Here is a 13,573-nt window from a genome sequence, read left to right as displayed (position 1 = left end):
TTCACCTGACCTGACGTGACCACCAACTCCGGTTCTCCGGCGCCGCGCGACACCGCGGCGCCGGAGAGTCGAGTCCGGATCCGCCCGCTGGCGGGTCTCACCGCCAAGAACGCCGTGCGCGAGATCCTCGCCGGCGTCACCCTCCTCGCGATCGCGGTGCCGCTCAACATCGGCTACGCCCAGATCGCCGGGCTCCCGCCGACGGCCGGCCTCTACGCCCTGGTCGTCCCGGCGATCCTCTACGCGCTGACCGTGTCGTCCCGGCAGCTCGTCGCATCGCCGGATGCCGCAGCCGCCGCGCTCGTCGCCTCCTCGCTCGGCGGGCTCGCCGTCGCAGGCGGCAAGGACTACATCACGCTCGCGCTCGCGCAGGCGCTCATCGGCGGCGTGCTGTTCCTGCTCTGCTCCGTCTTCAAGCTGGGCTTCCTCGCCAATTTCCTCTCCAAGCCGATCCTGATCGGATTCGTCGGGGGCCTCGCACTCGACATCCTGGTGAGCCAGGTGGCCAAGATGCTCGGGGTCAAGATCGACAGCGGCGGAGAGTTCGTCGACAAGCTCGGCGGTCTGTTCGGCGGCCTGGTGACGCTGAACGGCTGGTCGCTCCTCATCTCGATCGGCGCGCTCATCGTGCTGCTCGGCGGTCGCCGGATCGCGCGGGCGGTTCCGTGGGCGCTCGTGGTTCTCATCGTCGGCACGATCGTCGTCGTCCTCACCCACGCGCAGAAGGCGGGCGTCTCTGTGCTGGGAAAGGTGGAGGCCGGTCCTCCCACGTTCACCTGGCCGGTGATCGCGTGGACGGAGTGGCTCACGCTCATCCCCTCGGCCATCGCCCTGACGCTCGTCACCATGGGGGAGGGGCTGCTGGTCTCCCGCTCGTACGGCGAGAAGCGCGGCTATCCCACCCGTCCGAACCGCGAGCTCTTCGCGTTCGGCGTCGCCAACCTCGGCGCCGGCGTCACCGGCGGCTTCACGGTCGGCTCGTCCACGTCGCGTACGGCCGCGATGGACCAGGCCGGCTCCCGCACGCAGCTGCCGACGCTGATCACCGCGGTCGGCACTCTCGCGCTCCTCATCTTCGGCACCGCGCTGCTCGAGGACATCCCGTCGCCCGCCATCGGCGCGATCGTCGCCGTCGCCGTGGTGCCGCTGCTGGGCATCCCGGACCTGATCTCGTTGTGGAAGCAGGACCGTTTCGAGTTCGTCATCGCGGCCGCCTGCTTCCTCGGGTCGCTGCTGCTCGGGCCGATCGCGGGCATCGTGATCGCCTTCGTGCTCGCCGTGATCAACGTCACCCGCCGCGCCGCGAACCCCGCCATCGACACGCTCGCGGCCGACGGAGACCCCGGCAGCTCGCTGCTCGACGAGGCGCCGCCCGGCGAACCGACGGCGCCGGGCGTCGTGGTCATCCGCCTCGCGGCGCCGTTGTTCTTCGCGAACAGCTCGCCCTTCGAGCAGGCGGTCAAGCGTGCGGTGCGCGCGGCCGACGCGAAGCATCTGGTGCTCGACATGGAGGCGGTGACCGACGTCGATGTGACGGGGGCGGACGCCTGGCGCGCGCTGCGGGAGTGGCTCGAGAGCCGCAACACCGACCTCGGGCTCACGCGGCTGCGGCCGGGGCTGCGCGAGCGGCTGCAGCACCTGGAACTCATCGACGGAGTGACGATCTACGACACCAACCGCAGTGCGCTCCAGGCGCTCGCGCCGTCGGCGACCTGACGCGACCTCCAGGAAGCCGGACGCGCCTACCGGAGTTGACTGTCCGGTCGACGTCGATGTTTACTCAAGTTGTCACCGGCGTGTCGCTGCACGGAGTTAGGGGCCGTTTCGGCGGCGCCGGCGTCTTACCCGATGCCGTGTGGGAATGGCCATCCGCCATTCCCACACGACCTGGGCCGCAGGTCGCTATCCGGGCGGCATCTCCAGCACCACTTTGCGCCGCGGGACAGGATGCTCGGCCCGCTCGTCGGCGGCGCGCACCTCGTCGAACGGGAACAGCTCGACCTCCGGAGGGGTGAGCGCGCCCGAGGCGAGGTCGGCGAGACCGGCATCGAGCATCCGGCGATACGCGGCGCGACGGGTGGCGATGAAGAGCGGCACCGAGCACACGCGCTCCCGCGGATGCCCCCAGCGCCGGATGCTCGACCGGAACCCGCCCACCGCCGTATCTGCGCGTTCGTGACCCGCGCGTCCGGTGAAGGCTGTTCGTACGACGATTCCCCGCGGATCGACGGCATCGCGCACCGCGGACGCCCCGGTGTGGTCGATCGCCGCGCTGACCCGGCCGCCGACGGCATCCCGGAGAACGCGGGGCCAGTCGGGGTCGGTGTAGTCGACGACGACGGAGGCGGACGCGCGGGCGGACTCCGCTGATCGCGCCGATGCGGTGCCGGCGATCCGGAGGCCGGCGCGCGTCGCCTGTTGCGCGGCGAACGATCCGACAGCGCCGGTGACGCCCTGGATGAGGAGCCAGTCCCCGCTCTGCGCACCGGTGAGATGCAGTGCCAGGCCCGCCGTGAGCAGATCGAGGGGAGCGGTCGCCGCGATCGGGGAGGTCAGCTCATCGGGCACGCGCACCAGGAGGGACGGGGCGACGACGAGTCGCGTGCTGTGGGTGCGCATCCGGGGCAGGCAGAATGCGACGCGCATCCCGGGCCGCAGACCGAGACGCTCGGCGTCTTCGCTGCCCGTCTCGAGAACACCGACCCCGTCGTAGCCGGGGGTGAAGCCGGCACGCGGCTGCAGCAGGTAGCCGCCGCGACGAGCCAGCACGTCGGTCGCGCCGACGGACGCGTGTGTGACGCGCACCACCACGGCTCCGTGACGCGGCGCCGGGAGGCCCGCGGACTCGATCACGAGAACGTCGGCCGCGCCGAAGGCCGTGACCCGCACCCGTCGCGTCGTCGTCATCTCGCGCCACATCCGGTGAGGGGTCGCCCGGGATCGCTCATTCAGCCGGCGCGGCGCTCGAGCAGTCCCGAGCGTTCGGGGTGCGCCTCGAACCAGTCGGCCACATACCAGCACATCGGCACGATGCGGAGGTCGGTGCTGGCCTCGATGTCGTTCACCGCGAACTCGACGAGCTGCGCGGCGAGTCCCTGCCCGCGTCGGGCGGGAACCGTGAAAGCCCTGGTCAGCGAGATCGCCGAGCCCAGGATGCTGTAGTCGAGCACCCCCGCCAGCTCGCCGTCGATGTGCATCGCGTAGCGGCTCGCATCGGTCTCGTTGCTGAACTCCGTGCTCATGCGCCAATGGTACGTCCGTCGCGTCGTGAGGCAACCCGATGTATGGTGAAACTCGTGGGATCCCGACCCGCACCCTGGGGATTCCGCGTGTTGCATACCGCGTACCCGAGCCACAGCAGGCCAGGCCGCGCCCGTCGACCGACGGAGCGCGAACCGAAGTTCCTGGAGCCGTTGTGACCATCGCATCCCCGATGCCCTCCCTCTCGCCTGCCCACGAGGCCCTGCTCGCGCAGGTCCCCATCCGTCCCCACTCCGTGATCGACGCCGAAGTCATCGCGTACGAGCACGAGGGGCTCGCCCTGGAGGGCTACCTCGCCCGCGACGTGCAGGCCGACGAGCGCAAGCCGGCCGTGCTGATCCTGCACGACTGGCACGGCGTCGGCGACAACGTGCGGATGCGCGCGCAGATGCTCGCACGGCTCGGCTACGTCGCCTTCGCGGCGGACCTCTACGGCGCCGGTGTGCGCCCGACGGGCGACGACGCATCGGCCGAAGCGACGAAGTACTATCGCGATCTCCCCCTGCTGCGTTCGCGGGTGTCGGCCGGGTTCACGACGCTGCTGCAGCATCCGGCTGTCGACCCGGCGCGTCTCGCCGTGATCGGCTACTGCTTCGGCGGGACGGCCGCGCTCGAGTTCGCGCGCACGGGTGCGCCCGCCCGAGGCGTCGTGTCGTTCCACGGAGGTCTGGTGACGCACGATCCGAGCGATGCGGGTGCGATCGCCGCGTCGCTGCTGGTGCTCACGGGCGCATCCGACCCCGTGGTGCCGGATGACGCGGTGGTGGCCTTCGAGAACGAGTTGCGGGCGGCCCCGCACGTGGACTGGCAGGTGACGAGCTACTCGGGCGCGCCGCACGCGTTCACGATCCCGGGAACCGACCGCTACCGGCCGGTGGCGGATGCCCGCAGCTGGCGGGCGATGGTGTGCTTCCTCGACGAGGTGTTCGCGTAGCCGCTGCCCGCAGGGAGCGGCGAGGCTCGTTGCCGCCGTGGCTTTCGGCTCAGCGCAGAACGGCGTAGCGCTGGTGCGTGGCGGCCGCGGTCTGGGCGGTGGCCAGCGGCATCAGCTCGACGCGGTGCAGCGGGCCATCCTCGAAGAGACGGGTGCCTTCGCCGAACAGCACGGGCACGACGTGCAGTACGAGCTCGTCGACCAGCCCCGCGCGCAGGGCTGCGTCGGCCAGGGTGGGACCGCCGGCGATGCACACGTCGCGGCCCTGCGCCGCATCCCGCGCCCAGTGCACGGCCGTCTCGAGCCCTTCGGTCACGAACGTGAAGGTGGTCGCGCCGCGCACCAGCACCGGTTCCGCCCGGTGGGTCACCACGAAGGCCGGAACGCCGAACGCGCCGTCTGGCCCCCACAGGTCGATGCCGACATCGAACATGGTGCGCCCCATGACGAACGCACCGGTGCCCTCGAACATCGCGGCGGCCGCGGCCGCATCGATCCCGTCGGGCTCCCCTGCGCGCGCGGGCGGATCGTCGATGTCCTGATCGCCGCCCATCCCGATCCAGCGGTGCAGCCGGCCGCCACCGATGCCGAGCGGGTGCGACAGGCCGACCTCCGGACCGGCGGCGACGCCGTCGAGCGACACCGTCATATCGATGAAAACAGTCATCATCGACCTCCCCGCCCCAGTCTGGCGCGGGTCGCACGTCGGCGGTACCCTCCTGCCATGGAACATCCGCAGCTCTTCGACGCGGGCGACCGGCTGGTCGCGCGGGTGAGGGGGCTGTGCCTGCGGCTGCCGGAGTCGGTGGAGGTCGAAGCCTGGGGCCGCCCGACGTTCCGCGCGGGCAAGAAGATCTTCGCAATCGTCGGCAGCAGCATGGACCGCCCGAACACGGTCGTGTTCAAGCCGGACCCGGAGGAGGCGCGGGCGCTGCGCGAGGACGAACGCTTCTTCTCGCCTCCGTACTGGGGACCATCCGGTTGGCTGGCGGTCGACCTCGATACCTCGGACGCCGACTGGACCGAACTCGCCGAATTGATCGAGACGTCGTACCGCCAGGTCGCGCTGAAGCGCCAATTGGCGGTACTCGACGGCGTCATGTAAGCTCTAATCCGGCCCGCGAGCGTATCGCAACAGGCCATTGCGCCCGTAGCTCAACGGATAGAGCATCTGACTACGGATCAGAAGGTTGGGGGTTCGAATCCCTCCGGGCGCACACTGGTTGAGACAGTAGAGAACGGCTCGCGAAAGCGGGCCGTTTTCGTTTGGTGCCGTCTCCCGCATGATTGTCCCCTCGCCGCATGGTTGTCCACAGGCGATCGTCGTGGCCGGCGCCGAGTGGTCACCAATTGTCGCCGCACGGGTCGAAATCGTGCTCCGCGCGACAATTCGCGACCACTCAGCGCGGTGCGAGTGGAGGAGCGGGCTCGGGCACCGGCGGCCGGTCCGGGTGACAGGCGCGTAGACCAGGGACCTCGGCTGCGCATCCCGGCCGCGGACCTCGTGCACGGCGCCGGATCCGAGCCGATGGCTGCCCTCAGACCGAATATGTTGTTGCCGCTGCGCGAGACGGAACCACATCTTGTGGTCGACCCGATCGCGGCGGAGGGAGCGGATCGTGAGCCCGATCGACCAGGAGAAGCAGACTCGCGTCGGCGCGGACGTGAGCGCGGGGGACGTGGAGCGGCCGCCGCTCTCGGTGCTCAAGCGCGATGGGAGACGATTGCCGTTCGACGACGCGCGCATCCGGTCGGCGCTCCGCCGGGCGTTCGGCGCCGTCTACGGTCCGCCGCTTGCGCTCCACGAGCTCGTGCTCGACGAACTGGTCGAGAGCATCGAGGCCGAGATCGCGGATCGCTTCGGGGGCAGTGACGGAGCCGGAGGCACCGGAGCCGGACGCACTGGCGCCGCCATCAAGATCTACGAGATCCAGAACGTCGTCGAGCACGCGTTGCTGGAGTCGGGTGAGTACGCCGTCGCTCAGGCGTACATCGACTACCGCGTGCAACGCGACCTCGCGCGCAGCAGGGCGACCGACGTCAACCAGTCGATCGGCCGGCTGCTGGAGAAGGAGCAGGCGGTCGTCAACGAGAACGCCAACAAAGACAGCGACGTCTTCAACACGCAGCGCGACCTCACGGCCGGCGCCGTCGGCAAGGCGATCGGGCTGAGGATGCTGCCGCCGCACGTCGCGAACGCCCACACCAAGGGCGATCTCCACTACCACGACCTCGATTACCACCCCTACGCGCCGATGACGAACTGCTGTCTCATCGACTTCGACACGATGCTCGCGCAGGGCTTCCGCATCGGCAATGCCCAGGTGGACCCTCCGCGCTCGATCCAGACGGCGACGGCGCAGATCTCCCAGATCATCGCGAACGTCTCCTCGAGCCAGTACGGCGGCTGCTCCGTGAACCGCATCGACGAGCTGCTCGCGCCGTACGCGGCCATCAACCGCGCAAAGCACCAGGCCGACGCCGAACGATGGAACGTCGATGAGGAGCAGCGGAACGCGTACGTCGAGGAGAAGACGCGCAAAGACATCTACGATGCGATGCAGAGCCTCGAATACGAGATCAACACGCTGTTCACGTCCAACGGGCAGACACCGTTCACGTCGGTCGGCTTCGGGCTCGGCACCGGCTGGCTGGAGCGCGAGATCCAACGCGCGATCCTGCAGATCCGCATCCTGGGGCTCGGCGGTGAGCGCCGCACTGCGATCTTCCCCAAGCTGATCTTCACGCTGAAGCGCGGCCTGAACCTCGAGCCGTCCGATCCGAACTACGACATCAAGCTGCTCGCCGTCGAGTGCGCGACCGAGCGCATGTACCCGGATGTCCTCAGCTACGACACGATCGTGAAACTGACCGGCGGCTTCACGATGCCCATGGGGTGCCGCTCCTTCCTGCCGGCCTGGGTGGACGACGAGGGCAGGAACGTGGTCGAGGGCCGGATGAATCTGGGCGTCGTCACGCTCAACCTGCCGCGCATCGCCCTCGAGGCGAACGGTGACCAGAACGTGTTCTGGAGCCTGCTCGCCGAGCGGTTGCAGACTGTGCGCGACGCCCTCGTCTACCGGGTGCAGCGGTGCGCCGAGGCCGTCCCGGCGAACGCCCCGATCCTCTACGTCCACGGCGCCTTCGGGCGACGGCTGGCGCCCACCGACGAGGTCGATGAGTTGTTCCGCGACGGCCGCGCGACGGTGTCGCTCGGCTACATCGGCCTCTACGAGACCGCGACCGCGTTCTACGGCGGCCGGTGGGAGAACGACCCCGAGGCCAAGGAGTTCACGCTCCGCGTCGTCCGCCGGCTGGCCGACAGTGCCGCGAAGTGGACAGATCGCTACGGCTACCGGTTCTCGGTCTACTCCACGCCCAGTGAGAGCCTGACCGACCGGTTCTGCCGCCTCGACGCGGCCCGGTTCGGCTCCGTTCCCGACATCACCGACAAGGAGTACTACACGAACAGCTTCCACTACGACGTGCGCAAGAACCCCACGCCGTTCGAGAAGCTGGACTTCGAGAAGGACTACCCGCCGTATGCGTCGGGAGGGTTCATCCACTACTGCGAGTACCCGGTGCTCCGCACCAATCCGAAGGCGCTGGAGGCGGTGTGGGACTATGCCTACGACCGGATCGGCTACCTTGGCACGAACACCCCGATCGACCGCTGCCACCTCTGCGGCTTCGTCGGCGACTTCTCGCCGACAGCGCGCGGCTTCGCGTGTCCCGGATGCGGCAACACCGACCCCCGCAGCTGCGACGTGGTGAAGCGCACCTGCGGCTACCTCGGCAATCCGCAGCAGCGACCGATGGTGCACGGGCGCCACGTCGAGATCTCCTCGCGTGTCAAGCACCTGACCGTCGACTGACCGCCCGTGGTGCGCGTGCCCGAACCGGGCCGATGGAGATCCGAGAAGGTCAGCCACGGCTACGTGGCCGACTACAAGCCGTTCGTCATGGTCGACGGCCAGGGTGTGCGCTGCAGCCTGTACGTGAGCGGCTGCCTCTTCGGATGCGAGGGCTGCTACAACGAGGCCGCTTGGAGTTTCCGCTACGGCCGGCCGTACGACGACGAGCTGGAAGAGCGCATCCTCGTCGATCTCGCCCACGAGGCCGTGCAGGGGCTCACTCTGATGGGCGGCGAGCCGTTCCTCAACACGAGGGTGTGCCTGCGCCTGCTGCATCGGGTGCGCGAGCGGTTCGGCCGGAGCAGAGACGTGTGGTGCTGGAGCGGCTACACGTTCGAGCAGCTCCTGGCCGAGGGTGCCGCCGGGCGCGCCGACACACTCGCACTGCTCGACGGCCTCGACGTGCTGGTCGATGGTCCCTTCCTGATCGAGCGGCGCGACCTGAGCCTGGCGTTCCGCGGAAGCACCAACCAGCGTGTGCTCGACGTGCCCGCGTCTCTGGCGGCGAGGCGGCCGATCGTCTGGGCGGGCGCCTCAGACGCACGTCGCAGCGACGCGGATGCCGGCTCCTCGCCTAGCGACCTCGCACCCACGGTCTCCCACGCCGATCGCGTGGCCCGACGGGCGCTGCTGTGAGCCGGAAGTCCGCATGACCGGCGAGCGGGGCCCGCAAGGTCGGCGGCCCCTGCGAGACTTCTCGTCGTGCCAGAATCCAGACGTGCCGTGCCCTCACGACGCCGTTCATCGAAGGCGCGGGCCCTCGCCGGCTGGCTGAGCTTCGCGGTTCTCGCCGCGGTGGTCGTCGGCGCCGCGAGCAGCGGACTCGTCGGCGCCCCGACGGCCGCTCCTGCGACATCCGCTCCCGTGACGTCCGCTCCCGCGACGTCCGCTCCCGCGTCGACCGACTCCGCGACGTCCGTGCCGACCCCGACCCCGACAAGCCCGGATGCCCCGGCGGCGGGTGGGACAGCCCTCGCGCTTCTGCAGACCCTGCCGGTCAAGGGGCGAGCGCCCAAGACCGGCTACGACCGCGTGGGCCGCTTCGGAACGGCCTGGACGGACGTCGACCGCAATGGCTGCGACACCCGCAACGACATCCTCGACCGCGACCTGCGTCCGGCCGTGAGATCGGGGTTGTGCCGGGTGACCGCCGGAACCCTCCACGACCCGTACACGGGAAGGACGATCGCCTTCGTGCGCGGCAGCACCACGTCCGTCGCCGTGCAGATCGACCATGTCGTCGCGCTGATGGACGCGTGGCAGACGGGTGCGCAGCAGTTGACGCAGAGCAGGCGGATCGCGCTGGCGAACGATCCGCTGAACCTGCTCGCGGTCGACGGGCCGACGAACGAGCAGAAGAGCGACGGCGATGCGGCGACCTGGCTCCCGCCCAGCACAGGCTATCGGTGCGCCTATGTCGCGCGGCAGGTGTCGGTGAAGGCGGCATACGGCCTCTGGGTCACGCAGGCCGAGCGCGACGCGATCGCGCGGGTCCTCGCTCGCTGTCCGTCCCAGCCGGCGCTCGGGCGCTGACACCCGCCGTCTTGCGCGCTGCGGATCAGGCGCGGCGCACGACCGCCGGGGCGTGCACGATCTGCAGGAGGGCGGCGCGCAGGGCATCCGGATCGTCGACCTCAGGGAAGACCGTCTTCTCGAGGCCGAGGGATCGCTGCCAGATCGCGGCGCCGCTGTGCGTCATCCGGATGATGTGGCGGCGACGGTCGGCGGCATCCGGAACGCGCTCCACCAGGCCCTCGCGCTCAAGCCGGTCGACGGTGCGCGACATGGTCTGCGCTTCGACGCGTGCGTGCCGGGCGAGCTCCGCCTGCGTGGTCAAGCCGGACTCGAGCAGTTGCAGCACGATCAGGCCGGCGTGCGTCAGTCCGAGCTGTTCGAGGGCATCCGCCCACGCCCGCTCGACCAGCCGGGCGGCCGTCGACAGCAACCGGCCGGACGACCAGTTCTCGGGGACGTGCACGCTCTCGACCGTCGGGGGGACGGCCTCGGCAGATGTCATGCGCTCATCGTAGACGCGCTCACCGAGCGCCGGCGCCCCCACCCCTCAGACCGGAACGGACTCCTCGGCCAGGAACGGCTCGTGCCGGTATCCGGTCTCGTCGAGCACCACGACCGTCGACTCCGGCACCTCGCGGAACGCGCCGGGCAGATCGTTCAGCGGTTCGGAGACCACGACCTGCGCGCGGCTGCCGAAGATGTTGAGCCGGTCGATGTCGGGGTACATCTCGCGCAGTGTCGGGATGTCGACGGAGTGGAAGAGCGAGCGGGTGCGGCCCTGCGACGAGTACCGGAACGCCCAGATGGTCGTCCCGTCCGCCACTGCGACCGTTCCCTGCATCGGGAAGGCGATGCCGTTGTCGTGCCCGACCTTCTCGACCAGCCGGATGGCGGCGGTCATCGCTGCGATCGGGTCCTCCATCAGGCCGAAGGTGAGGGCCAGGTGGAACAGCACCTCCGAGTCGGTCGTGCCCATGATGTGCGGGTAGAGCGAGGGGTCGACCGCGAAGGTCAGTTCTCGCTTGGACTTGTGGAAGTCCGCCAGCGCCCCGTTGTGCATGAACAGCCAGTTCTCGTACCGGAACGGGTGGCAGTTCGTCTGCTGGATCGGCGGCCCGGCCGCTGCTCGCACGTGGCTGAAGAAGAGCGGACTCTCGATCGCCTCCGTCAGCTCACGCAGGTTCGTGTCGTTCCAGGCCGGCTCCGTGCTGTGGAAGATCGCCGGCTGCGTGCCGGCGTCCGGCCCGCTCGGATACCACCCGAACCCGAATCCGTCTCCATTCACGGTCTCGGCGCCGAGCGGTGAGTTCAGCGACTGCTTGACGAGGGAATGCTGGGCATCCAGCACCACCGTCGACGGCTTGAGCGGTTCCCCCGAATACGCCAACCAACGGCACATATGGACCATCTCCTCGGGAGCGACCTCGACGCCTGCTCCCTTACGCGACCGACCCTAGTACCGGGCTCAGCGCACGTCCATCACCCGCGACGGGTGAGATGCGCCCCGGCGGCATCCCAGTAGTTGGGATGTAATATCCAGAAGATGCCCGTACCTGTGATCGACACGATCAGTCCGCGCCGGCTGATCCGCGACGAAGTCTTCGAGCGTCTGCTCGATGCGATCGTCGGCGGAGACCTCCTGCCGGGCGAGCAGCTGGTCGATAGCGAGATCGAGCAGTGGATCGGCGTCTCCCGCACCCCGGTGCGCGAGGCTCTGAATCAGCTCGCCGCGATGGGACTCGTGGAGATCCTGCCCCAGAAGCAGACGAGGGTCACGCCCGTGGATCCCGCGCGGATCAGCGCGCTCGCCGACATGCTCGCGACTCTGGCCGGCGCCGCCGTACAGGATGCGACTCCGCTCCTCACCGACGCCGACCGGAAGGCGCTCCGCTCCACGGCGAAGAGCCTGGCGGCTGTGGCGGATGCCGCGGCTCTCCTGCGCGGCCAGCTCGCCGACGACTCCACGCTCGCCCTCTTCCTCCGACGCCTGGACAATCGTGCGATCGCCCGGATGGTGGCCCGTCACACCCCCGAAGTGCTGCGTGCGATCAACGTCGGTCATGCACCGGATGCCCCCGCACGAGCGCTTCCCCAGCTGACCGCGATGATCAGCGCAGCCCTGGACGGCGACGCCGTCGCGGCCGCCCGGAGCGCCTCCGCGTTCTGGTCAGACGGGATCGGGGGCCCCGCCGTGGACGTGCAGGCACCGGCGGGAGGAGAGCACTGATGCCGCTTCCCACGCGCAATTCCGCGCCCCTCGAACGCCGGCTTCTCCGCGACATCGTCTACGAGCGCATCTACGCCGGGATCATCGATGGAACCCTCGAGCCGGGGGAGACCCTTCTCGACGAGACCCTCACGACGTGGCTCGGCGTCTCCCGTACCCCGGTGCGCGAAGCACTGATGCGGCTCGCCGACATCGGGCTGGTCGAGATGGCGCCCAACCGGTACACGCGCGTCGCCCCGCTCGACCTGCGGGCGATCGACGAAGGCGTCGCGGCCGCGGGCATCCTGTTGGAGCAGGCCGTGCGGCGGGCGGTGCCGCACCTCGGGTCGCCCGAGATCGCGGAGCTGGCACGCCAGGCGTCTGAGGTGAAGACGAACGCGAAGGCGGGAGACGGGGCGGCGCTCGCCCGCGCCGTCGACGGCTTCTTCTTCGAGTTCGAGCGCGCCTCCGGCGACGCCGTGCTGCTCGCCGCCGCCGAGGGTCTGCGCCCGCAGGTGCTCCGCTACGTCACGGTGTGGACGCGCCCGTTCGACGTCGACAGTCTTCCCGCGGAGCTCGATCGGATCGTCGCCGCCGCGAAGGAGGGCGACGCAGAGGCTGCCGCCCGGCTGGTGGGCGAACTGTTCGGGGCGAGCCGTCGCCAGTTCCTCGACGAATACCGCCGCACCGACGTGGACATCGACGCGAACCCGCTCAATTGATGCTCCCGACCCCTTCGTGGGAGCGACGGAGCGCCGCGACGTACGCCGCGATGGTCGAGCGGACACACGGTGCGTCACCGGCGTCGATCGCCTGTCGCAGGTCGGCCACGAGCGTGCGGCGTTCGTCGGCGGCGACGTCGAGTCGCACGCCGAACCGCCCGGCGATCGCCGGAACGTAGAAGTCCCCGACCAGCGGGGCGAGATGAACGCTCACGGTCGAGAGGGCGACCCGGTTGCCCGACCGGCCGAGCATCGCACAGCACAGGGTGACGAACGCGCGCACATCCGATGCTGTCGCCCGCGCGGTGAGCAGATCGGCCTCGGCGTCGTCGAATTCGCCTGACCCGTCATGCGCGGACGGAACCATGGCCATCGCGCGCTCGCCGGCCGCCTCCGCAAGGGTGCCGATCATCTCGGCGCGCTCGAGCATGTCGCCGGGTGTCCAGTGCGCGACCGCCGTGCGGCTGTTGCGCGCGACCGTGACGAGGTCGACGAGCACCAGCCGGGAGACGGCCTCCCGCACGGGCGTGCGCGACACGTGCCAGCGCGACGCCAGGTCGTCCACCCGGATGCGCGTGCCGGGTGCCAGTTGGCCGGTGATGATCATCCGGCGGAGCGCCTCGTAGGCCGACTGGGCGAGCAGCCGGGTCGAGAGCTGTTCGAGCGGAGCGTTCGTCATCGGACCGGCCGGCCGGGAGGGAGGCGCCGGTCGTCGGCGACGAAGCGATGGCTCTGGTTGTAGAGCGCTTCGCGCCGCCCGACTTCGGCGGTGAGGGCTTTGCCGATCATGTGCGACCACGAGTCGTCGGTCTCGACGACGCGCGTGTGCTCGTACGCCGCGCGGGCTCTGGCGCGCAACTCCAGGTCGAGATAGAACGTGACGGTGGTCCGGTCGTCCGGGACGCTGTGCCCGGGGTGATTCTGCTGATGCATGACGGGTCCTCGAGGTCGGCGGTCCAGCGACGAACGTATCCGCCGCGCGGCGCTCGTGCGCGTCGACGGCGGGTGGGCTCCGGGGTGA

General features: G+C 69.9%; 15 protein-coding genes and 1 tRNA gene. 9 read left to right on the top strand and 7 right to left on the bottom strand.

Translation table 11 applies throughout. The annotated features are described in order from the left end of the window. Positions 1-15 precede the first annotated feature (15 nt). Entirely contained in the window at positions 16-1,716 is a 1,701-nt protein-coding gene (locus tag AC1DB1_RS02145) for a SulP family inorganic anion transporter (protein WP_477199613.1), read from the top strand. A gap of 186 nt (positions 1,717-1,902) precedes the next feature. On the opposite strand, the gene AC1DB1_RS02140 is transcribed toward AC1DB1_RS02145, so the two are convergent. Both AC1DB1_RS02140 and AC1DB1_RS02135 read right to left on the bottom strand, forming a co-directional pair. After that, positions 1,903-2,907, bottom strand: a complete 1,005-nt coding sequence (locus AC1DB1_RS02140; RefSeq protein WP_477199612.1) for a quinone oxidoreductase family protein — start codon at positions 2,905-2,907, stop codon at positions 1,903-1,905. Positions 2,908-2,948: 41 nt separating this feature from the next. Beyond that, entirely contained in the window at positions 2,949-3,242 is a 294-nt protein-coding gene (locus tag AC1DB1_RS02135) for a GNAT family N-acetyltransferase (RefSeq protein WP_477199611.1), read from the bottom strand. Between the two features lie 173 nt (positions 3,243-3,415). On the opposite strand from AC1DB1_RS02135, the gene AC1DB1_RS02130 reads away from it, so the two are divergent. Then, complete coding sequence (locus AC1DB1_RS02130) at positions 3,416-4,195, top strand: dienelactone hydrolase family protein (protein ID WP_271176966.1); 780 nt, start codon at positions 3,416-3,418, stop codon at positions 4,193-4,195. A 49-nt stretch (positions 4,196-4,244) separates the two neighbouring features. Here the strand turns inward: AC1DB1_RS02130 and AC1DB1_RS02125 are convergent, their stop codons facing one another. Next, complete coding sequence (locus tag AC1DB1_RS02125; RefSeq protein ID WP_477199610.1) at positions 4,245-4,862, bottom strand: dihydrofolate reductase family protein; 618 nt, start codon at positions 4,860-4,862, stop codon at positions 4,245-4,247. A gap of 57 nt (positions 4,863-4,919) precedes the next feature. On the opposite strand from AC1DB1_RS02125, the gene AC1DB1_RS02120 reads away from it, so the two are divergent. The 5 genes from AC1DB1_RS02120 to AC1DB1_RS02100 all read left to right on the top strand — a co-directional run bounded on the left by AC1DB1_RS02120 (position 4,920) and on the right by AC1DB1_RS02100 (position 9,642). Further along, a complete protein-coding gene (locus tag AC1DB1_RS02120) occupies positions 4,920-5,300 on the top strand; it encodes an MmcQ/YjbR family DNA-binding protein (RefSeq protein WP_477199609.1) in 381 nt (126 codons plus the stop codon). A gap of 39 nt (positions 5,301-5,339) precedes the next feature. Continuing rightward, positions 5,340-5,412 (top strand) — tRNA-Arg (locus tag AC1DB1_RS02115). A gap of 402 nt (positions 5,413-5,814) precedes the next feature. Further along, positions 5,815-8,070, top strand: coding sequence for an anaerobic ribonucleoside-triphosphate reductase (gene nrdD / locus AC1DB1_RS02110; protein ID WP_477199608.1), 2,256 nt, complete (start codon positions 5,815-5,817; stop codon positions 8,068-8,070). A gap of 63 nt (positions 8,071-8,133) precedes the next feature. Further along, positions 8,134-8,745, top strand: a complete 612-nt coding sequence (gene nrdG, locus AC1DB1_RS02105; protein ID WP_477199607.1) for an anaerobic ribonucleoside-triphosphate reductase activating protein — start codon at positions 8,134-8,136, stop codon at positions 8,743-8,745. 66 nt (positions 8,746-8,811) lie between these two features. Next, a complete protein-coding gene (locus AC1DB1_RS02100; RefSeq protein WP_477199606.1) occupies positions 8,812-9,642 on the top strand; it encodes an HNH endonuclease family protein in 831 nt (276 codons plus the stop codon). Positions 9,643-9,667: 25 nt separating this feature from the next. On the opposite strand, the gene AC1DB1_RS02095 is transcribed toward AC1DB1_RS02100, so the two are convergent. After that, positions 9,668-10,126, bottom strand: a complete 459-nt coding sequence (locus AC1DB1_RS02095) for a MarR family winged helix-turn-helix transcriptional regulator (protein WP_477199605.1) — start codon at positions 10,124-10,126, stop codon at positions 9,668-9,670. 45 nt (positions 10,127-10,171) lie between these two features. After that, complete coding sequence (locus AC1DB1_RS02090) at positions 10,172-11,023, bottom strand: class II glutamine amidotransferase (protein WP_477199604.1); 852 nt, start codon at positions 11,021-11,023, stop codon at positions 10,172-10,174. Positions 11,024-11,167: 144 nt separating this feature from the next. On the opposite strand from AC1DB1_RS02090, the gene AC1DB1_RS02085 reads away from it, so the two are divergent. Both AC1DB1_RS02085 and AC1DB1_RS02080 read left to right on the top strand, forming a co-directional pair. Beyond that, a complete protein-coding gene (locus tag AC1DB1_RS02085) occupies positions 11,168-11,851 on the top strand; it encodes a GntR family transcriptional regulator (protein WP_477199603.1) in 684 nt (227 codons plus the stop codon). Continuing rightward, the gene (locus tag AC1DB1_RS02080; RefSeq protein WP_477199602.1) at positions 11,851-12,552 is read left to right on the top strand and encodes a GntR family transcriptional regulator; all 702 of its coding nucleotides are present in this window, start codon (positions 11,851-11,853) and stop codon (positions 12,550-12,552) included. The genes AC1DB1_RS02085 and AC1DB1_RS02080 overlap by 1 nt, the downstream gene beginning before the upstream one ends. Here the strand turns inward: AC1DB1_RS02080 and AC1DB1_RS02075 are convergent. After that, on the bottom strand, positions 12,545-13,231 hold the full coding sequence (locus tag AC1DB1_RS02075) for a GntR family transcriptional regulator (protein WP_477199601.1): 687 nt from the start codon (positions 13,229-13,231) through the stop codon (positions 12,545-12,547). The two genes, AC1DB1_RS02080 and AC1DB1_RS02075, sit on opposite strands and share 8 nt — an antisense overlap. After that, entirely contained in the window at positions 13,228-13,485 is a 258-nt protein-coding gene (locus AC1DB1_RS02070; RefSeq protein ID WP_477199600.1) for a ParB family protein, read from the bottom strand. Before AC1DB1_RS02070 ends, AC1DB1_RS02075 begins: the two co-directional genes overlap by 4 nt. Positions 13,486-13,573 lie beyond the last annotated feature (88 nt).

The sequence above is a fragment of the Leifsonia sp. 10N434 genome, assembly GCF_056394405.1.
This window is presented reverse-complemented; position numbering and strand designations above follow the sequence as displayed.